This window comes from Rhizobium grahamii CCGE 502, assembly GCF_000298315.2.
GTDB lineage: Bacteria > Pseudomonadota > Alphaproteobacteria > Rhizobiales > Rhizobiaceae > Rhizobium > Rhizobium grahamii.
On record NZ_AEYE02000024.1, the window covers coordinates 22,182 to 42,928 of the forward strand.

At 56.4% G+C, this 20,747-nt stretch carries 16 protein-coding genes and 2 pseudogenes; 9 read left to right on the forward strand and 9 right to left on the reverse strand.

Annotated features, from left to right (window positions below):
* Nucleotides 1–145: 145 nt before the first annotated feature.
* A complete protein-coding gene (locus tag RGCCGE502_RS19645) occupies nt 146–1,681 on the reverse strand; it encodes a sensor histidine kinase (RefSeq protein ID WP_016555940.1) in 1,536 nt (511 codons plus the stop codon).
* A gap of 596 nt (nt 1,682–2,277) precedes the next feature.
* Between RGCCGE502_RS19645 and RGCCGE502_RS19650 the strand changes: the two genes are divergently transcribed.
* Nucleotides 2,278–2,463 carry a hypothetical protein gene (locus tag RGCCGE502_RS19650; protein WP_016555941.1) on the forward strand — a complete coding sequence of 62 codons (186 nt, stop codon included), beginning with the start codon at nt 2,278–2,280 and terminating at the stop codon, nt 2,461–2,463.
* 162 nt (nt 2,464–2,625) lie between these two features.
* A complete protein-coding gene (locus RGCCGE502_RS19655; protein WP_016555942.1) occupies nt 2,626–2,907 on the forward strand; it encodes a hypothetical protein in 282 nt (93 codons plus the stop codon).
* Nucleotides 2,908–3,051: 144 nt separating this feature from the next.
* On the opposite strand, the gene RGCCGE502_RS19660 is transcribed toward RGCCGE502_RS19655, so the two are convergent.
* Both RGCCGE502_RS19660 and RGCCGE502_RS19665 read right to left on the reverse strand, forming a co-directional pair.
* Complete coding sequence (locus RGCCGE502_RS19660; RefSeq protein ID WP_016555943.1) at nt 3,052–3,258, reverse strand: hypothetical protein; 207 nt, start codon at nt 3,256–3,258, stop codon at nt 3,052–3,054.
* A gap of 357 nt (nt 3,259–3,615) precedes the next feature.
* A complete protein-coding gene (locus RGCCGE502_RS19665) occupies nt 3,616–4,014 on the reverse strand; it encodes a response regulator (protein WP_016555944.1) in 399 nt (132 codons plus the stop codon).
* A gap of 290 nt (nt 4,015–4,304) precedes the next feature.
* Between RGCCGE502_RS19665 and RGCCGE502_RS35560 the strand changes: the two genes are divergently transcribed.
* The 4 genes and pseudogenes from RGCCGE502_RS35560 (at nt 4,305) to paoC (ending at nt 8,506) form a co-directional block, all read left to right on the forward strand.
* Nucleotides 4,305–4,649 (forward strand): GAF domain-containing protein, encoded by a 345-nt coding sequence (locus RGCCGE502_RS35560; RefSeq protein ID WP_244441755.1) that lies wholly within the window; start codon nt 4,305–4,307, stop codon nt 4,647–4,649.
* Between the two features lie 110 nt (nt 4,650–4,759).
* Nucleotides 4,760–5,357: pseudogene (paoA, locus tag RGCCGE502_RS19675) on the forward strand (aldehyde dehydrogenase iron-sulfur subunit PaoA).
* A complete protein-coding gene (locus tag RGCCGE502_RS19680) occupies nt 5,354–6,304 on the forward strand; it encodes an FAD binding domain-containing protein (protein WP_016555947.1) in 951 nt (316 codons plus the stop codon). Before paoA ends, RGCCGE502_RS19680 begins: the two are co-directional and overlap by 4 nt.
* Nucleotides 6,305–6,307: 3 nt before the next feature.
* On the forward strand, nt 6,308–8,506 hold the full coding sequence (gene paoC / locus RGCCGE502_RS19685) for an aldehyde oxidoreductase molybdenum-binding subunit PaoC (RefSeq protein ID WP_016555948.1): 2,199 nt from the start codon (nt 6,308–6,310) through the stop codon (nt 8,504–8,506).
* A 176-nt stretch (nt 8,507–8,682) separates the two neighbouring features.
* Here paoC and ypfJ read toward each other — a convergent pair whose 3' ends face one another.
* From ypfJ to RGCCGE502_RS19710, 6 genes and pseudogenes are all read right to left on the reverse strand, one after another.
* A complete protein-coding gene (gene ypfJ / locus RGCCGE502_RS19690; protein WP_016555949.1) occupies nt 8,683–9,594 on the reverse strand; it encodes a KPN_02809 family neutral zinc metallopeptidase in 912 nt (303 codons plus the stop codon).
* 36 nt (nt 9,595–9,630) lie between these two features.
* A complete protein-coding gene (locus RGCCGE502_RS19695; RefSeq protein ID WP_019280167.1) occupies nt 9,631–9,963 on the reverse strand; it encodes a response regulator in 333 nt (110 codons plus the stop codon).
* A 75-nt stretch (nt 9,964–10,038) separates the two neighbouring features.
* Nucleotides 10,039–10,143 (reverse strand): annotated as a pseudogene (locus RGCCGE502_RS38780) (DUF2934 domain-containing protein); the annotation flags it as partial.
* Between the two features lie 163 nt (nt 10,144–10,306).
* Nucleotides 10,307–12,466 carry a catalase gene (gene katE / locus RGCCGE502_RS19700; protein WP_016555951.1) on the reverse strand — a complete coding sequence of 720 codons (2,160 nt, stop codon included), beginning with the start codon at nt 12,464–12,466 and terminating at the stop codon, nt 10,307–10,309.
* 74 nt (nt 12,467–12,540) lie between these two features.
* On the reverse strand, nt 12,541–13,041 hold the full coding sequence (locus RGCCGE502_RS19705) for a YciE/YciF ferroxidase family protein (protein ID WP_016555952.1): 501 nt from the start codon (nt 13,039–13,041) through the stop codon (nt 12,541–12,543).
* 329 nt (nt 13,042–13,370) lie between these two features.
* Entirely contained in the window at nt 13,371–13,604 is a 234-nt protein-coding gene (locus tag RGCCGE502_RS19710) for a DUF6894 family protein (RefSeq protein WP_016555953.1), read from the reverse strand.
* 540 nt (nt 13,605–14,144) lie between these two features.
* Between RGCCGE502_RS19710 and RGCCGE502_RS19715 the strand changes: the two genes are divergently transcribed.
* The 3 genes from RGCCGE502_RS19715 (at nt 14,145) to RGCCGE502_RS19725 (ending at nt 20,539) form a co-directional block, all read left to right on the forward strand.
* Complete coding sequence (locus tag RGCCGE502_RS19715) at nt 14,145–14,396, forward strand: hypothetical protein (protein WP_016555954.1); 252 nt, start codon at nt 14,145–14,147, stop codon at nt 14,394–14,396.
* Between the two features lie 328 nt (nt 14,397–14,724).
* On the forward strand, nt 14,725–16,218 hold the full coding sequence (locus RGCCGE502_RS19720; protein WP_016555955.1) for a L,D-transpeptidase family protein: 1,494 nt from the start codon (nt 14,725–14,727) through the stop codon (nt 16,216–16,218).
* Nucleotides 16,219–16,540: 322 nt separating this feature from the next.
* Entirely contained in the window at nt 16,541–20,539 is a 3,999-nt protein-coding gene (locus tag RGCCGE502_RS19725; protein WP_016555956.1) for a hybrid sensor histidine kinase/response regulator, read from the forward strand.
* Nucleotides 20,540–20,747: the final 208 nt, after the last annotated feature.

Below are 20,747 nucleotides of genomic sequence, written 5' to 3' on the forward strand. Positions count from 1 at the left end.
TCCTGGCAGCTTGTTCTGCTGCTGGAGCGCTAAAGTGGCAAGGAGAAGGCCCGCTTTTCGCGGGCCTTCGGGCGATCGAGCCGTCAGCTCACCCCCCGGCCAACGGGCGTTCCTGGAACGATCCGACCCGCCCAGTAGTCGGCTTTTACCTGATGAGATGCAGGCTCGCGACAAACTGGGTGCCGTTGGATCTTGTATAAGCAAATGAACCTTTCAGCTGCTTGACGAAAGCGGCGATCAAGCGCGTTCCCATGCCTGGTTTCTTGGTCTGTCCATTGTAGCCGATGCCATCATCGGAGACGATCAGCTGGCAAACGTCCTTGTCGAGAACCTTGAGTTCGACGTGAATCCGGCCACTCGGGCGGTTCTTGAAGGCATACTTCATGCTGTTGGCAACCAGTTCATTGAGAAGCAGGGCGAGCGGGGTGGCTTTGTCGGCAGCAACAACGAAGTCATCGACATCAAATGTCGTATCGATGTTTAAGGCGTGCATGTTGACGAGGTTTCCAACAAACCCTGGTACGAAGTCACGCGCCGCTACCCCCGCGAACTGGTCAAACCCGTACATTTGCTCATGGACCGCTGACATCGCTGAAATTCGCTCGTTGACCTTGCCGACAGCTTCGGGGTCGAAGCCTTGTAGGCGAATGAGTGCCATCACGGTTTGTAGATTGTTTTTGACGCGGTGGTGGATTTCTCGCATCAGCATCTCGTTCGCCTTCACGGCGTCCGCAAGCTCCATTACATGCACCGCATCCACGCGAATAAGCCCGCGGATCCAGTAAGCCGCAGCGAGCGCGCCGACCACGGCAAGTATGACCAAGGCGATTGCGATCTCCACGTCATTCCAAAAGGGCCGCATGATGATCGCCATGTCGGCAGACGCAATCGCCACGAACGGTGTGCGTTCGATTATTCGATATGCAACCAGCCGGTCTTGCTCATCGATAGGGGAGAGGGCTCGGTAAACGCCCGTTGTGGACTTCTTCATGTAGTCGGTGAAGAGCACGTAGTCTTTCATGTTAACCGGACCATCAGGTTCCGGATGTCGTGCAACCAGCTGTCCATCGCGCCTGATCAAGCTCACTGTCGAGTTTTCCCCCATCGCTACGGCGTCCCACACCGGTTTGAGGATACTCGCATCGAAAGCGACGACCGCCGCGCCGGCAAAAGCCCCGTTGCGCTCCAGCCTCCGACTGAAAACGAAGATCTGGCGATTGGTAAGGCGACTCATGATCAAGGAGGACGTGTAGTCATCCGCGCCGTTGCGAAGTCGCACGAAGTAGTCCCGATCGGTCACATCAACTTTTCGGATGTTGGGATCGTTGGAAAATAGTGTCCGCCCGTCCGGCCCGAGAACATATGCCGTCACCTGTGAAGGAAGATCCGCCACGGCCGCATTAAGGTCATGGATACGGTCCGGACCGGGGACTGGAATGTTTTCCCCAAGACCGTCATCGATCCGGTGAAGTGTCTCCCTTGCGAGCGAGTTCATCCATATGGCGTTCGCAGCCACAATCTTCGACGCCGCGATGATCCGTTCGTCGCCCCTATGCACAGTGGTTCGATAGCTCGTTATTAGCCAGACACATAAGACGGCGAGCAGGGCAAAAAACATCGAAACGATGATTGCTACTGATGCCTTTCCAAGTGAAGTCTCAGCTTTTTGGCGTTTCTTCATCAGTGCTTGTCTTGCTCACCATTTGAGACGCGGGGAGTGCTGTTGTAACTTGACCAGCGGTCGGCGCAACGGAGATTGCGCATCAGCGCCATGATTTCCTTCGTACTCAGCAATTTCAGAACGCAGTGGAGGGTTGCAGAACAACGCGAAAATCCTCGACACGTCAAAGACATAGGTCGTCTATGGAGTCCGTTTGCAGTTGCTACCCTTACCAGAGGGCCTACGCACAAAGCCCGACAATCACAACCCCTTCTCCTCAGGGGCGTAGCCCGATCGGTTTGAGTTGAACCGAATAAAGCGTGTTTCTGATAATCGAGTTGATGATTAGCAGAGATTGTGGGCGTCATCTCAACTGTGTCCTGGCTTTTTAGCGCTATGTATCATGCCCAATCGATATGCTAGAGGCGGCGAAACTCTGCGTAACAGTGCGTAACCGTCTCGAAGACCTGGTCGAGACTGTCTATCGCAGCTTGGGCAAGTGGCGGGAGTGCATAGCCGGCTACGTTTTCCACTGCGCGCTATCTTATTGGAACCGGACGACTCCTTGACCGTTGTTGACTATGGACAAGGAGTACATAATGACGTCGAGAAGAAAATTGGTCGAGGTTGCCGTGACATCAGAAGGCGAGCGCGTTGCGCTGGGCATCATGAATGCTCAACAGGCACTTTCCCTTCCGAAAAACATCGACATCGAAATTTCCCATCCCGATCATGAGGCCGGAGCCACCGATACTTTTATCGATCGGGAAGAGTTGAAAGAGCGCACCAGCCGCGACATCTAGCTTTTTGTAAGGGGGGCGAAGTTAGGTTAACCCATGCATACCCTGCGTGACTGGTATGATTTGTGTCTTCGTGCCGCAACTACTATTTGCGGAGAAATCAGTTGACTTCACCTTGAAACAATCGCCGCGACCCGGTCATCGGAGCGCCGGCAAGGAGGCATCGTGAACACCATTTCGAAGACATTGGATGAGATGACCCGGATTGAGCGATCGAACTTGCTGGAAGCGGTCGCAGATGCACTGGAAGCCACCGCAAGCGAAGCAGAGGAAAATGGGGACGTACGGTTTGTTGCCAACTCGACCTGTTTGGCAAACACTATTCGCGGGCTATCCGGAGATCTCGCACCGAGAGAGATGGCAGCTGCTGAGTTGCTTCTGGAGCAGGGAATTATGCTGATGCACCAGTTCTCCACCCGAGCAAAGCCCCAGACGCTTCTCAATTAGGAAGGCCAACCGGAGGTCATCCGGGGCTTGCCTGTGAAGGGAGCTCGGTCGCGGGTCGCAAGCAGGAAGAAAGACGCAGGTCTCTGCGCGAATGCGGCCTGTCAAGACCAGAAGCTCGGTTCTTCAGGGCCGGAAGATCGCCGCTCAGTTGAGCATCTGGCCGCGCTCGAGAAGCTTGTAGCCGCAGCGAATGACGCCAGCCTGGACAGGAACGACATCGATCAGATCGGCGACAGCAAACTCATGGCGCTGGCCTCCGGCTTGGACAATAACTGTTCCGTTCGATAGAACAACTTCGTTGGCAACAAGATTTCGTTCCTGCCCATTGTCTGAAACCGCCACGATAAACATGTTTAGAAGCGCCCTGTCGCAATTGTTCGAAATCCAACATAGAATTTCAGCATCCGGTTATGGAAAGGTTAGCAACGCTTCCTTCTGCTTGCTTTCCTATGCAAAGCCCCAAAAAAGGTTTTCTACATATTCGCTTGTGTTGATACTTGCATATACTTTGCCAACGGTGCGGCTTTGCGGCATCCTCGGGCGGATCCTCACTTGAAATTTTTCGGAATCTAACCCGAGAACCAACGGCGCCTGCCCCTATCGTAAAATGAAAGGGCGTGTGGCGGGCAGGCCTCAAGAGGAATGGTCGGACCGCTGATCCTGCTCGACACAGAGGTAAGATTGAGCCCGCATTGAAATTGCAACCGATCATTCGCCGGTCAAAAGCCTGATCGCGGATGCGACGTCGTTTGCAGCATAGGGCTTGCTCATGAACGGCGTGTCGGTGGGAAGCTGGCCAATCTCTGGAAATCGATGACCCGATGTGACAATGATTTTGATCGGGGGCCACCGATCCCGTACGAAAGCTGCGAGGAGCAAGCCATCCATCGTTCCTGGCATGTCGATATCGGTAAACAGCAATCTGATATCTGAGTGTTTTTCTAAAATTCCTATTGCCTCAGCGGCGCCGGAAGCCTCAAAGACCGTAAATCCCTCCTCTTCGAGATCCGCCACGATCGCAAGGCGAAGAAGCGGTTCGTCTTCAACGACAAGGACGGTAGTTGATAGTTGGGGCACGGCCAGTCCACTTCTCTGTTCTGAATACATTCCGACTCTTCCGCCAAAAATGGTACGCCAGCCTAAGTTTGGTACGCTAGAAGACATAACTGGCTCATGCCGCATTTATCTCAAGCGGCATATTTTCGTTTAGACCCCAATTTTTGCCGTTGTAGGTGATTGCACAGAAGGCAAGGGGCCTTTGCTGCTGTGGCACGCGTTACCGAGACAAAATGGATCACCTGCCAGGCGCTTGATCACGTTGCTTCGGCCTCAAGCCAGGCGACGAGCTTCCGGTCGAGACGACACTCTGCAACGAGATCCGTAACCACCGCCAGCCCATCGTCTTCGACAATGCTGCAAGCGATCCGGATTACCGCGACCACCATACGCCGCGGATCTATGGCCTGCGAAGCTACATCTCAATGCCGATCACTCTTGCGGACGGAGAACTATTTGGCACGCTCTGCGCCATCGACTCCAGTCCGTCCAATGTCAATAACCCGATGGTGCTTAGAACATTCAAGCTCTTTGCCGAACTGATTTCCGATCATCTCGACGCGGGCGAAAGCTTGAAGGCCGCGCACGTTTCTCTGGAACGTGAACGGGAGCTTGCCGAGCTTCGCGAACACCGTCGAAGCAGTTTCGCTGATCGCCTTTCACAACCCTTGCCCGGATTCACCTGATCAGTGCCGATCGGATCCGAGTGACCACGCCTTTATCGTAGGGCCACGCGCCCCCTAAAAACCAGAGCGCACAAGTCACGCCCCGATCCGCGGAACTTTCACGTCGCGACCTGCTTTATCTTGTCAGCCGCCACGATCGTGGTCACGGGATTGAGAGGTAGGGCAGTTACCCAGCCCTCTGGAGATGAGATGAAGCATTCGACCTCCGTTACGCTTGCCGTGAATGGCGAACGTCATGAACTTACAATCGACAATCGCACGACACTTCTCGACGCGTTGCGTGAGCACCTCCACCTCACCGGGACCAAGAAGGGCTGCGATCACGGTCAGTGCGGCGCTTGTACCGTAATCGTCGACGGACGTCGGTTAAATGCTTGTCTGACACTCGCCGTTATGCACGACAATGACGACATCACGACGATCGAAGGTCTCGGGCAGCCAGGCAGTCTTCATGCAATGCAGGCAGCGTTCGTGAAACATGACGGTTTCCAATGCGGATATTGCACTCCAGGACAAATCTGTTCATCGGTGGCGGCGCTTGAGGAAATCAAGGCAGACATACCGAGCCATGTCACAGGCGACCTCACACAGCCGCCTTTGCTGACCGCTGCGGAAGTCCGTGAACGGATGAGTGGAAACATCTGTCGTTGCGGCGCTTACGCGAACATTCTGGAAGCCATTGCTGATGTCGCGGGGTTCAAGCCATGAGAGCGTTTACCTACGAACGTGCATCGTCCGTCGAAGCCGCCGCGGCGGCAGCAGTGTCCAACGAGCAAGCAAAATTCATCGCCGGGGGTACGAACCTTCTCGATCTCATGAAGCTCGACATCGAACGACCGACGCATCTGATCGACGTCAACGGCGTCGGCATGGATAAGATCGAAGCGACGCCTGAAGGTGGTTTGCGCATTGGCGCTCTGGTCAGAAACACTGATCTGGCTGCCCACGAAACAGTGCGTCGCGACTACGGCCTCTTGTCCCGCGCCCTGCTGGCTGGCGCCTCCGGTCAGCTGCGCAACAGGGCAACGACTGCGGGAAACCTTCTGCAACGGACCCGCTGTCCATATTTTTACGATCCGCACCAGCCCTGCAACAAGCGCCAACCAGGCAGCGGGTGCTCGGCGATTGGCGGCTTCACGCGCCAGCATGCGGTTGTGGGCACAAGTGGCGCCTGTATCGCCACCCACCCGAGCGACATGGCGGTTGCGATGCGTGCCCTCGACGCGATAGTTGAGACCGTAAGGGGTGATGGCAGCCGCCGCTCCATTCCAATCGCCGACTTTCACCGTCTGCCTGGTGATGCACCCCACATTGAGACGTCGCTCCAACATGGCGAGATAATTCGTGCCGTCGTGCTGCCGCCGCCTGTCGGCGGCAAACACATCTATCGGAAGGTTCGCGACCGGGCGTCTTATGCCTTTGCGCTTGTCTCTGTCGGTGCGGTCATCCATCCCGATGGAACAGGGCGGATCGCCGTCGGTGGCGTTGCTCACAAACCATGGCGAATGGAAAGCGCGGATCGGGAGCTTGCGAACGGAGCCAAGGCGACGGCTTGCGTGCTGATGGCGGACGCCCGGCCTGAAGAGGGCAACCGGTTCAAGATCAAACTCGTAGAGCGCACGCTCGGTGCCGTGATTTCTGAAGCAGGGGATTGATAAATGAAGTTTGATAGTCCAGCGGCAACCAATCCCATCGACAAACTCAAAGTGGTGGGAAAACCTGTCCACCGCGTTGATGGGGAAATCAAGACGACTGGCCGGGCGACCTACGCTTATGAGTGGCACGACCTTGATGTAGCGTGCGCCATTGGTTATCCAGTCGGGTCTGCGATAGCCAAGGGCACCATTAGTTCAATGGAGGTTTCCGCAGCGCAAGCAGCCCCCGGGGTGCTTGCCGTCGTCACAACACTCGATGTAGGCGGCCTCAAAAAGCCGAAGCGAAACACGGCGCATCTCTTTGGCGGCGACAAGATCCAACATTATCACCAGGCGGTCGCAGTGGTCATCGCGCGAACCTTCGAAGAAGCCCGCGCTGCAGCCGCGCTCGTAAAGGTCCACTACAGACCCGAGCCCGGCACTTTCGATCTTGAGAAGGCAAAGGAAGCAGCGGTCAAGCCAGATGAATCGCAGGAGCCTGATACCGCGACCGGCGACTTCAATACCGCTTTTGCAGAGGCAGCTGTTACACTGGACCAGATCTATACTACGCCGGATCAGTCCCATTGCATGATGGAACCACACGCCTCTATCGCTTCCTGGAATGGGGACGAGCTGACGGTCCGAGTATCGAGCCAGATGATCGACTGGTGGCGCACTGATCTAGCCACAACGCTCGGCATGCAAAAAGAGAAGATCCGCCTGATTTCACCGTTCATCGGTGGTGGATTTGGTGGCAAGCTGTTCCTCCGGGCCGACACTGTGCTTGCCGCTTTTGCTGCCAAGGCTGTCGGCATGCCGGTGAAGGTTGCCCTCCCTCGGCCCATGATCCCCAATAACACCACTCACCGTCCCGCGACGATCCAGCGCGTCCGTATCGGAGCTGAGCGGGACGGCAAGATCACGGCAATTGCACACGAAAGCTGGTCCGGCGACCTGCCCGGAGGAGGGCCGGAGACTGCAGTAAACCAGACGCGCCTGCTTTACGCCGGGGCAAACCGGATGACCACGATGCGGCTCGCAACGCTAGACCTTCCCGAAGGAAATGCCATGCGTGCGCCGGGCGAGGCACCCGGTATGATGGCGCTCGAAATCGCCATGGACGAAATGGCCGAGAGACTTCATCTGGATCCAGTGGAGTTCCGGATTCTCAATGATACTCAGGTCGATCCTGAAAAACCGGAGAGACCTTTCTCGCGTCGCAATCTGATCGGCTGTCTCATGCTCGGACGTGACCAATTTGGATGGGAACGACGTGGCAAAGCGGGCTCTCGTCGCGAAGGTCAAAAGTTGATAGGGCTTGGCATGGCAGCAGCATTCCGCAACAATCTGGTGATGCCATCGGGCGCCCGGGTCCAGCTTGGAAGAGATGGTGGCGTCACTGTGCAGACAGATATGACCGACATCGGAACCGGCAGCTATACGATCATCGCTCAAACTGCCGCCGAGATGATGGGGGTCGGCATTGACCGGGTGACTGTAGAGTTGGGGGATTCCCGCTTTCCGGTCTCTGCTGGGTCAGGTGGACAGTTTGGGGGCAATTCCTCGACATCGGGGGTCTATGCGGCCTGTGTGAAGCTTCGCGAGGCCGTGGCCAGCAAGCTTGGCTTCAACTCGGACGACGCCCTGTTCGAGAATGGACAAGTCCGCTTCGGCAACCGATCGGTACCGCTTTCGGAAGCGGCCGGAAGCGACGGACTGGTTGGCGAGGACAGGATGACGTGGGGCGATATCGTCGACACCCAGCAACAATCGACCTTCGGCGCTCATTTCGTCGAAGTTGACGTCGATGTTTTCACCGGCGAAACCCGCATTCGCCGGATGCTAGCTGTTTGCGCTTCGGGGCGTATCCTCAATCCGATCACTGCCCGTAGCCAGGTCATCGGTGCGATGACAATGGGCGCAGGCGCAGCGTTAAGCGAGGAACTCGCCGTAGATCTGCGCCGCGGCTACTTCGTCAATCATGACCTTGCGGGGTATGAGGTGCCAGTTCATGCCGATATCCCGAACCAGGACGTTATCTTCATGGAAGAGACAGATCCAAGGTCGTCGCCGATGAAGGCCAAGGGGATTGCTGAACTCGGGATCTGCGGGGTTGCCGCAGCAATTGCCAACGCAGTATTCAATGCGACCGGCATCAGGGTTCGAAATTACCCGGTCACGCTCGACAAACTGGTCGGCGGACTGCCCGATGCGACTTAATCTGATGCGACGGCCGACGTCAAACAACCTTCAAGCCCGAAGCCATAGGCACCGTCCTATACGATGAGAATAATCGTGGACGGACTTGAGATGGGTTGGCGCCTGTCACGGCGCGAAAATGGATGGGGCAGATCCTATAATCATCCGTTTGCCATGGCGCTCCTGTCGTCCAATGCTCAGACCGGACCAGAAAACGTGTCACACGAGGAAAGCTTGCCGCTCTCAAAACCGCGCCGGAACCACCGGACGCGCTGTTCGGATGTTCCATGATTGAAGCTCTCAGGCACGACGTAGCCTTGTGTCCGCTTCTGGAGGGTATCGTCGCCAATCTGCTGAGCAGCGTTCAGCGCCTCCTCGAGATCACCTGCATCGAGGATACCCTTCTGGTCCGTGAACTTGCCCCAGATACCGGCGAAGCAGTCTGCTTGCAGCTCGACGCGAACGGATATCTTGTTCGCCTGAGCCTCGTCCAGCCGCTCACGAGCCTCATTGAATTTCCCCAGTATGCCAAGCTGGTTCTGGACGTGGTGGCCAACCTCGTGGGCAATGACATAGGCCTCTGCAAAGTCACCGCTGGCGCCGAAGCGGTTGCTCAGCTCCCTGAAGAACGGCGTGTCCAGATAAACCTTATGATCGTTCGGGCAATAGAAAGGCCCGGAGGCGGAAGAAGCGGCACCGCAGCTCGATCGGGTCTCACCATTGAACAATACAAGCCTAGGGTCTTCGTAAGTCTGTCCCTGCGACTGGAAGATCCCCTGCCAGGTGTCTTCCGTTTCGGCGAGAACCGTTCTGACGAAAGCCGATATTTGATCATTGGACGCTGGTCGGCTGTCCCCTGCACTCTGTTCATAGGCCGGCCCTTCAGTCGACCCAGAGTCAACCATCTGAAGAAGGTCGATGCCCATTGCCTTGAAGATGAGATAGATCACCACCAGGAAGACAATGGTCCCAATGCTAAGGCCGCCGCCGCGGCGACCGACCGGAAAATTGAAGCCTCCACCGCGACCAAACGGGCCGCTCCCATTGGCCCCGCCTTGCCCGCGGCGATCCTCGACGTTGTCAGACTGACGGCGTCCCTGCCATTCCATGCTGGCCTCCGATAGAATAGATGAGTCGATGATTGATCAACACGGCCCTCGAAGCATGCTGACTAGTGCTTCATGCGCATATGGCTTTGGAATAAAAGAAACTCCACTCGCGAGGTCGAAGGCGCCGAGGCGAACGTGGCCGGATGTCACGATTACCCTCGTACGAGGAAACCGTTCTCGCACACGGCTCATCAGGCCGAGTCCGTCCGTAGAACCCGGCATGTTTACGTCAGTGAACACCGCGTCGACATTGTTGCTTTGCAGGATGACGAGCGCTTCGTCGGCGCTTCCGGCCTCCAGCACATCAAAGCCCTCTGCCTCCAGCGCATCTACCGCGGCATAGCGGATCAGCGGTTCATCGTCGACCACCAGAATCTTCCTAATTTGCGTCTCAACGTCTGGCGACACCCCGTCCCCACCGTGCGCTCTCCATTCGGCGACCGCTTGTGACCAGTGGTCGCGGTCACGCCCATGCGGGCATCCTTCTCCCTGCCACAAGTCGTGTGCGCGCCGGGTAATCCAGTTATATGCTTCTTGATCCATGTCCATGCCTCATCTGCGAAGCGAACGCAGTAGGGAGAAGCCGGTTCCGTTGCCGGAGAACAATTCGAAGGTGAATGGAGCGGCGTAGATGAGAAGCGCGGGAATACGCTCGTTCGCCTGGAGGTGTGCAGGATCATGGAGGCGCGGCCGCGGGCCGCGCCCCCTCGTCTCAAGCGATGGGTGGAGATGCCTTCCCAAGCTTCACAGACGGTTCTCGTGCCCAAACGCGGAGCTTGCCGATCTCTTGGACGAATTCGGAAACGCCTTTATCTCCAGGCAAGGCAATGGTCCCCTCATCAAGCGAACCTGAAATCCCCGCCTTGTCCAGCAAGGGGAGTGCCGACTGATCGTAGCCAATGAACTTGCAATGCTGAAACGCATCAGCGACGAAATCACGTGCCGTTGCCTCCTTGACGAGGTCGTCCATAGCCTGGTGTGCGGTCAAAAGGGCCACGGCATCGAACAGGACTGAAGGCCCCCCGTCAATCATATGATGCGCTTCCACCCAGCTTCCGTCAGAAGCAGTCACCCCGCCAACCTTGGGCGCAATAATTTCAAAGGCAGCTTTTTCCTTCGTGACAGATTTGGTGAGCGCCTTCAGAAGTTTCGCGTCGACCCCGTCGGTTACGAGAATGCCTAGCTTTCGGCCTTCAAAGCGCTTGGGACCGCGCCCCACGATGCTGAGGGCAGGTGAGGGCTCGAGATCCTGACGGGTCGGGACTGCCGCTTCCGCCGGCTCGGGCATCGATTGAAAACCAAGTTTCTCCGCTACCGTTGTGGCAAGGGTCTCGTCGATATTCATCAGATGGGAAACCATTCGTTCGCGAATGACAGGCGTTTCCACCTTGCTCAACTCGAACGTCAGGGCCATGGCGATGTGGCGCTGTTCAGGTGGGGTTTGGCTGATGAAGAACTGGCGTGCTTGGCTGTAGTGGTCTGCGAAGCTCTCTGAACGAAGCCTGACCTTGGCTCCCTGTTCCTCGGCTGGAAAATGCCGATAGCCCTTCACCGGGGATTCTCGCGGGCCCTGATTGAATGAGTTTGGTTGATAGTTCACACGCCCAACCGGATTACGCATAGCCATATGGCCGTCTTGCTGGAAGGTGTGGAAAGGACACTTCGGCGCATTGATCGGCAGATGCGTAAAGTTAGGCCCTCCGAGCCGCTTGAGCTGCGTGTCGAGATAGGAGAAGTTTCGACCCTGTAGCAAGGGGTCGTTGCTGAAGTCGATTCCCGGAGGCACATTCTGGGTCATGAACGCTACCTGCTCGGTCTCGGCGAAGAAGTTGTCGGGCATTCGGTCGAGCACGAGGCGACCAATTGGCCTTACCGGCAAGACTTCCTCCGGAATTATTTTCGTGGCGTCGAGAACGTCGAAGTCGAAGTTATCCGCGAAATCCTGGTCGAAGAGTTGTACGCATAGCTCCCATTCAGGGAAATTTCCCGACTGGATAGATTGCCAGAGATCACGCCGATGGAAGTCCGGATCCGCCCCGTTGATCTTGACGGCCTCGTTCCAGGCGACCGACTGCAGGCCGAGCTTCGGCTTCCAATGGAACTTGACGAATGTCGATTGATCATCGGCATTGACGAAACGGAAAGTATGAACACCAAACCCTTCCATGAACCGGAACGATCTTGGAATCGTACGATCCGACATGATCCACATGATCATGTTCATACTTTCGGGCGTGAGGCTGATGAAATCCCAAAAATTATCATGGGCGGTCTGGGCCTGCGGGAATGCGCGATCGGGCTCCTGCTTGACCGCATGAACCAAATCCGGGAACCGGATCGCATCCTGGATGAAGAAAACGGGAATATTGTTGCCAACAAGATCCCAATTTCCTTCCTTCGTGTACATTTTTACCGCAAAGCCGCGCACATCTCGTGCGAGGTCGAAGGAGCCCTTGTTGCCAGCAACGGTAGAGAACCGCACGAAAACGGGTGTCTTTTCGCCAGCACGTTGGAAGATGTCGGCACGGGTAATATCCGTCAGAGGTTCGTACGTCTCGAAAAAGCCATGCGCACCATAGCCGCGGGCATGTACCACGCGCTCGGGAATGCGTTCATGATCAAAATGGAAGATCTTCTCGCGAAAATGAAAGTCTTCCATGAGAGCCGGCCCGCGCGCCCCGACACGCAGCGTATTTTGGTCATCGGCGACCGGCCCTCCCTGAGCGGTCGTTAGAATATCATGCCCATCCTCGGAAACTTGATGCAGCTCACCGCCGGCGCCGCGATGGAGCTTCTGGTCATGAATGGTGACACTGTCGGATACGATGGATAACTTTGATGGCACTGACGATTCCGATGGCTTCTTGGCCATGGTTCCCTCCGATTGTGAAAAACCAGGGAGGGCCGCTCGAATGAACGGCCTTCCCGACAGCCTGTGGATATGGCTTAGGCGGCTTTGGTGGCCTTGGCATTTGCGGAAGCCTTGGCGAGCTGGGTCAGTTTCTGATCGGTCGCTTCCTCTTCTTGGAGGTTGGCCTGCAGAAGCGGAACCGCCTGTTTGAGACCGAGTTGGTCTGCCCATGCGATAAGGGTGCCGTAGCGGGCAATTTCGTAGTGCTCGACTGCCTGCGCAGAGGAGATCAGTCCGGCTTCGAGCGCAGGAGAACCCTTGAACTCCTCCATGATTTCCTCGCCTTCGGCGATAATCCCCTGGATTGCCTCGCACGTCTTTCCACGCGCTGGCTTGCCGAGGATTTCGAAGACCTGCTCAAGGCGATCGATCTGCCCCTGGGTCTCATCCCGATGCTGCAGGAAACCTGCCTTGCCTTCTTCGGATTGAGCCGCGCGGGCCATCTTCGGAAGCGTTTTCAGGATTTGCTTTTCAGCGTAATAAATATCCTTGAGCGTATCGAGAAAAAGATCGTCAAGGGTCTTGGTGGTTGCCATGGTCTGTCCTCTCTCGTTAGTGGTGGCGCGGTAAAACCTCGACGTGCGCCAATTGTTCCACCACGAGATGATCTACGTTAAAGGATCGCACGCGGAGCATTATCAGCCACGCTATCTCAACCGCGTTCAGAGGTTTATCGGGCGGAGCCGTTCGAAAGCGGGAAGGGATGTTTATACGAAAAGTCCGTACCGGCGCTGGCAGCAATTCCGGCCTTGATGGTACATGAGGTTATTCGATCGAAACGGTCGACGGCAGCAAACAAGACCCGTTGCTCAGTCTCCGGATCAGCCTATTAAATCTGCCAGGATATCAAAGCCCGGGGTCAGACCTACTCAAATCTGATGACGTCTCGAAAACGCACTGTTTCCAGCCGGTTGCCGTCCTGATCGGCAATTTCGAAGCGCAAGCCGTCGATCCTGCGATTTTCCAGAACAAGTTCGGCAACCATTTCTCTTGCAGCGCGATCAGCTTCCCGCCTGGCGTCTTCAAGCGTTGGAAGATCCACACCTTGCTGATCGATATCGATCCAGTCGTCGGAGCAAAGGTTGAAGTAATACAGCATCTGGACACTCCGCCTCCACCGAAAACTCGTGACTTGGGCCGTTGTTCCCTGGCACTCAATCTTCGCTTGCAAATTCGCAATTGTAGGCACAGGAAAAAGCCACATTACATGCAGAACCAAATCGGGGTTCAAAGGCGCATCGCACTTTGTGGACTGCCACCGATCCTCGGTTCAAGCCGCCGAGCGCCGAGGATCGGCCGGGCTTCATTTGCTAATGTGATCGTCGTCTTCGGGAGGTTATTTTGCGCCGGTCTCAGACCCAGGAAAAGTCTTATCTTGAGGGAATAATGGGGGCGGCAGTTCCCGCCCGCTCACTGGCTAGTCGAATAGCCAGGGCGGTTCCTTGCCGCTGGCTCCGCATAAAACTATCTGCGCGCGGCGTTCTAGCTCTTCGTTGAACGAGTTATCTCTTAGCGGCGATATGGTTGTGGCGCACGTTCGCCGGTAACCGATGTAAAGGTCATCTCTGCCGAAAAGCTGATCATGTTGGTCATGATCCTGACGAAGTCATGATGGACCATGGGTGGCAGGAGGTGGGAAATGGCTGGAAATAGCGATTACTATGTCGAAATCACAACCCGACTGCGGGCCGTACAGTTGTTTTGCGATTTTCTCTCTGAAGGTGGATCCGTTCGCATTGCGTCCACCGAGGCAGCTCCTTTTATAGATGTCACGTCAGACTTGCTCTTTCGAAACCGTGCCGAGGCAGAACGGCTCATCACCCTGAGGAGGCAGCTCTTTCCCGATCGTGCGAATGAGGACGTCACGCCGCCGCTCTATAACCACCACTAAAGAGGACGCGGTTGGCCCAGCGCAAATCATTGGTAAGGCAGGGTATAGCCGCATTCTCATTTACGTCTAAACCTCTCAACGTGTCGTCGTTCTTTTTGCCGACCCATTGCCTCCGGCCGCCGGGGTCAGGAACTTGTCCTCCGGCGTCGAGCGCAACCTCGAAAGCGGATGACCACCAAATGGATTGAAGGCAGTGGTATTGATCGCGAACTGTGCAAGATAGGGTATAGGCCAACGCCCATCTTCTGCCTAAATGTGGCGTTGTAATCTGGATCGCCGTGCCCATGCGTGTGTGCATGGTTTCGCATTCCCGGTTCGAGGACATCAGATGATCCTGAGAATGACTACGGTAAGGGTGGCAATCGTCGGCGTGCTGGCTCTTGCTTCAGGTGCCGGAATCCTCCGCGCTGAGCCTCAGCCTGCCCCTTCGGCAGAAGCCAGTTCCAGCATTCCATATACCGTTTCGGCGCGCCGCCCGGCTCACATTTCACGGCAGAACAGTGGAGGAGCGTTCACCGCACTGTTTGGCGTCGGGAACAGTCAATCCAAAGTCCTGCAGGAATTGGGCAGTCTTTCGGTATTGATGAACAGCGACATAGCAGATGCAGTCGAAGCCTATTACAGCGCCCCCAAAGCAAGACTCATCTGGGTTGATGGCAGAGGGCAGAACGCAAAGGCCGTTCAGGCAATCAGTCTGTTGAAGCAGGCGGGTGATTGGGGTTTGAACGCGAGTGAATACGAGGTTGCAGTCTCCCTTGAAGGCATCCCACGGAATTCGTCGGACTATGCCAGGACCGCAGCCCTCTTCGAGGCATCCCTCTCGGAGAAGCTCCTGATGTTCCTTCAGGACAATTTTCGCGGTCGGATTGATCCGAACAAATTGTCCAATTACTACGATTTCAAGCGAAAGCCGGTTGATCTCCGCGCCACCGTCTACCAATTGTCCGCGGCGCCTGACCTGACGGCGATCTTTGACCGCTTCATGCCGAGCAACCCGAAATTCGCTCAGCTGGCCGCCGAACTCCACTGGCTTCGTACATCAGGCGAAGGCAATGCGTCCGCCAACGTCAACAAAGTCATCGTTGCGATGGAAGAAATGCGGTGGCTGCCACAGGAATTTCCCGACAGATATGTTTTCATCAACCAGCCCGCTTACATGGCATACTATTTCGACGGCGGAGAGCTGGCGCTTTCAATGAAAGCAGTCATCGGCCAGCAAGACCATCAGACAAACTTTTTCGATGCCACGATCAAGACCGTCCAATTCAATCCTGACTGGGGTGTCCCGCAATCGATCATTCGAAATGAAATGTTGCCTCATTTGAAGCACGACCCGGCTTATCTGGACCGGGAGGGTTACAAGGTCTCGGTGAACGGGAAGCAAATGTCCTCGGCCAGGGTTGACTGGGCCCAACCTCTGGAAAATATCTCAGTCGTCCAGCCACCAGGCCCGGACAACGCTCTTGGCCAGCTCAAGATCCTGTTTCCCAATCCTCATGACATATACATGCATGACACACCGGCCCGAGGAAAATTTGCCTCGCAGGATCGGATGTTCAGTCACGGTTGCGTCCGGCTGGAAAATCCTCGAGCCATGGCCGCCGCGGTCCTCAAGACCTCTGTCGAGTTTGTTAACCAGGAAATTGCCGGGGGCGACAAGAAGGACATGCCGGTCCCTGAAGAGATCCCCGTCTATGTCTCCTATTTCACGGCATGGCCTACTGCCGACGGAGTCGTTCACTATTTCGACGACATTTACGGTCGCGACGCGCAGACCTTGGCTGCGATTGCTGCAACCAGCTCAAGCCGCAACCAAACATAATTGGCCTCACCGCACCTTATAAGTTTCCGGTGACGTCATCGGCCCTCATGAACCGAGCTTCTGGTGTTGTCACGTCGCTTTGGTGCGGGAGTGCTGCCGTCTCGCCCGCCGATTGGTTGTGACGTTCAAAGACTTTGGGCGCTCTTGTCTATGAGGCTGCCAGCAATCGTTGCGAGCGGCTGCCCTTTCGTGCGCGTCTCCAGGTTGTGGAGATTGCTCATAGCGTATGTGGCGTCGAACAAATCGTCTTTTTCGGACTTCGGGCTACTTCCCTAGCGGAATGTTCCGACTACATAAGTCGCGAAAAATGACAGTGGTTTCCATGATAAATGACGACTTTGACTTTCTTGCTCACAATGGTGAGCTTGCCAACCTGATACGGAATTTCGAGTGGGAAAAGACGTCTCTAGGACCGCCGTCGCGCTGGCCGCAAGCCGTCAAGGTGACAACGACCACCATTCTTCAATCTCCCGTTCCCATCGTGACTCTATGGGGGGATGAAGGGATCATGATTTACAACGACGCCTATTCCGTTTTTGCGGGAGGGCGTCATCCGCAGTTGCTCGGCTCGAAAGTTCGCGAAGGTTGGGCCGAGGTCGCCGACTTCAACGACAATGTCATGAAAGTAGGGCTGGCCGGTGGAACGCTCGCCTATCAGGACCAGGAACTGACACTCCATAGGCAAGGGCGCCCGGAACAGGTCTTCATGAACCTCGACTACTCGCCGGTCATGGACGAGGACGGCAGCCCGTGTGGTGTCATCGCGATTGTAGTTGAGACGACGGCGAAGGTCATGGCGGAGCGATGGCGCCACGGCGAACAGGACCGGCTGCGGCGTATGTTCGAGCAGGCCCCAGGTTTCATTGCGATGATGCGTGGCCCAGATCACGTGTTCGAGTTGACAAACGCTGCATATCAGCAATTGGTTGGCCACCGCGACATTATCGGAAAGACGGCCAGGGATGCGCTGCCTGACCTAGAGGGTCAGGGATATTTTGAGCTGCTTGACAAGGTTTATCAAGCGGGCGTTGCCTATGAGGGCCAGGCACTTGCCGTTGATTTTCAGCGCTCGGCTGCATCGGACGTCGAACGAAAATATGTTGACCTCGTCTATCAGCCGGTGCTGGACGCGGACGGCGCCATTGGAGGGATATTCGCTCAAGGAACTGACGTGACCGACCGGGTAGCAGCCGAACAGGCGTTGCGCGCGAGCGAACGGCAGTCTCGTCAGATACTGGACGGTGCGATCCACTATGCAATTCTCGCACTCGATTTGAATGGTCGTATCCTTCGCTGGAACGAAGGCGCTCGGCGGATCTTCGGCTGGACGGAGGAGGAGACCATCGCGCTTCATTGGGATATGCTGTTTACGCCGGAAGACCGAGCCGCAGGCAAGGCGCGTGACGCCATGGACGCCGCATTAAAGCATGGCAGCGCTCATCATGATCGATGGCACATTCGAAAGTCGGGCGAGCGCTTCTGGGCGAACGGCGAAATCAGTGTCATCCGCGACGAGGAAGGCCGGCCGGTTGGTCTGGTCAAAGTCTTGCGCGACAGGACCGAGGAATATCTGGCCGCTCAGGCCCTGAGGGATACGGAGGCCGGCCTTAGACGCGCGCAGGAAGCTGGCGGGGTCGGCGTCTTCTCGCTCGATCTCATCACAAATGTGCTCAGTCCGACGCCGGAGTTCTGCAAGATCTATGGGTTGCCCGAGGACAAGGATGTTTCGATCGAGCGGATCGAAGAGCTCGTTCTGGAAGAAGACCGCGAAACCGCGTCGAATTCAAGGACCCGTACTGCTGGAGATTCTCCTCTCAACGTCGAATACCGTATTCGCCGAGCAGACAGCGGCCAAAAGCGTTTTATCGCACGGCGTGGCGAATTTGAACGTAACGCAGATGGCGTGCCGGTCCGCTTCGTGGGTGTCGTACAGGATGTGACTGATCGCCGGAAAGCACAGCGCGATCTGCGGGAAAGCGAAGCCAGGTTCAGAGCACTCGCCCAAGCCATCCCGAACCACGTCTGGACAGCCAGGCCCGATGGTCAACTCGATTGGTTCAATGAACGGGTCTACGAATATGCGGGGGCCTCACAAGGAGAGCTGGATGAAGACCAATGGACAAGGATTGTTCATCCGGAGGATCTTGATGGCGTCCTGAGTGTCTGGCAGCTCTCGCTCGGATCCGGACAGCCATACGAAACCGAATTCCGTTTGCGCCGCGCCGACGGGAAATATCGCTGGCACATCGTCCGGGCGGTCCCAACAAAGGACGAAGAGGGGCGGGTCGTTCGCTGGATCGGGACCAATACCGACATTGAGGATCAACGTGAATCACGGGCCAAGCTGGAAGCATTGAATGAAACACTCGAGCAACGGGTCGCCGAGCGCACCGCGGACCGGGATCGCATGTGGCGTCTGTCAACCGATATCATGCTCGTCGCCGATTTCGATGCCAGGATAACCGCAGTCAATCCGGCCTGGACAACGATTTTCGAATGGGACGAGCAAGACCTGATCGGACGGTCGTTCATTGACCTGGTTCACCCGGACGATCGGGCAGGAACACTCGCAGAATTGGAAAGGCTCAGCGAAGGTGCAACGACGTTTTCCTTCGAGAACCGGTACCAGACCAAGGACGGTAACTACCGCAGGATTTCGTGGACGGCTGTTCCGGATGAGGCATTCATCCATGCCGTCGGACGCGATGTCACCGAGGAGCGCGAGGCAGCTGCATCTCTCAGAAAAACTGAGCTCGCGCTCCAGCAGGCGCAAAAGATGGAAGCGATTGGCAATCTGACCGGGGGCGTTGCGCATGACTTCAACAACCTCCTACAGATCGTAGGAGGCAATCTGCAGCTCCTTGTCAAGGATGTTGCGGGGAACGAACGGGCTCAAAGCAAAATCTCCAACGCTCTTGCCGGGGTCGATCGAGGATCGAAGCTCGCGGCGCAGCTATTGGCATTTGGACGTCGACAGGCCCTCGATCCGCGCGTCGTCAACGTCGGACGCCTCATTCGCGCGATGGACGAAATGCTCCGTCGAACTATTGGAGAGGGGATTGAGGTCGAGACTGTCATCTCGGGTGGGCTTTGGAACACGCTGATCGATCCAATGCAGATCGAAAACGCGGTTCTCAATCTCGCGATCAACGCCAGGGATGCGATGGATGGGTTCGGCCGACTTACGATCGAAGCGGGCAACGCCTATATCGACGACGCATATGCCAGGCAGCACCAGGATGTCGAACCAGGGCAATACGTGTCTTTGTCTGTCACAGATACCGGCACCGGGATGCCGCCCGAACTTATCGAGAAAGTATTCGAACCATTTTTCTCGACCAAGCCCGAAGGAAAGGGAACAGGCCTCGGACTTTCCATGGTCTACGGCTTCGTCAGGCAGACAGGCGGTCACGTTAAAATCTACAGCGAGCCCGGCCACGGGACGACTGTAAAGATCTATTTGCCCCGTTCAATGCAGCAGGAAGACCTCGAAGTCGGAAACTCCGATCTGCCGATCGAAGGTGGTCCGGAAACCATTCTCGTCGCTGAGGACGACGAAGGCGTGCGCATGACCGTTGTTGAGATGCTGCAAGAGCTTGGCTATCGTGTCCTCAAGGCGCCTGACGCTGCTGCTGCGCTGTCGATCATTGAAAGTGGAGTTCATATCGACATGCTGTTTACCGACGTCGTCATGCCGGGCCCGCTGAAAAGCAGCGAGATGGCGAGGAAGGCGAAGGAGCGATTGTCGCACCTCGCAGTTCTGTTTACATCCGGCTATACAGAGAATTCAATTGTCCATGGCGGCCGTCTCGATCCCGGCGTGCAACTCTTGTCGAAGCCGTATACGCGCGAAGCGCTTGCCCGAAAGATCAGACACGTGCTCAACAATGAGAAGCACGCGAGGGCTGTGCTGGAGCGAAAACTTACTGCGAAAGCTGGAACGCCAGCCGCACCAGCCACCAGCAACGACGAGCGGCCGCGACGCATTCTCCTCGTCGAGGACGACATGCTAATTCAGATGGCCGCGGCGGACATGCTTTCGGAACTTGGTTGCGATGTATTGGAAGCGGGATCGGCTGAAGAGGCTTTGGAATTGCTCGAAAAGACCGTTCCTGACATTCTGGTAACAGATCTTGGATTGCCGGGGATGTCGGGACATGACTTTTGCCGCCAGGTTCGCAAGCGCTGGCCGAGCCTCGGCATTGTTTTCGCTACGGGATCCGACCGCGTTCCCGATATGGAGGACACATCGCGAACAGCTTTGCTTTTGAAGCCATACGGAGTTGAAGACCTGGAAAGAGCGTTGAGCCTGGCTGGCTAAGGTGGGCGCATAAGGGGTTCGTCGCCGCAGGGAAACGGACACGTCCTCTTTACGAGACGACTTGCACCGTCGTCTCTCTCGGTCAACGTTCCTCGCGAGACGGGATCCGTCCTCCGTCCACTGGAAAACACTCTGCTGGCCCTTATCCGATGTCCTGAGTGAGCCGGTCAGAGCAAGATACTCACCCGAAAGGGTACCGTCACTTCCA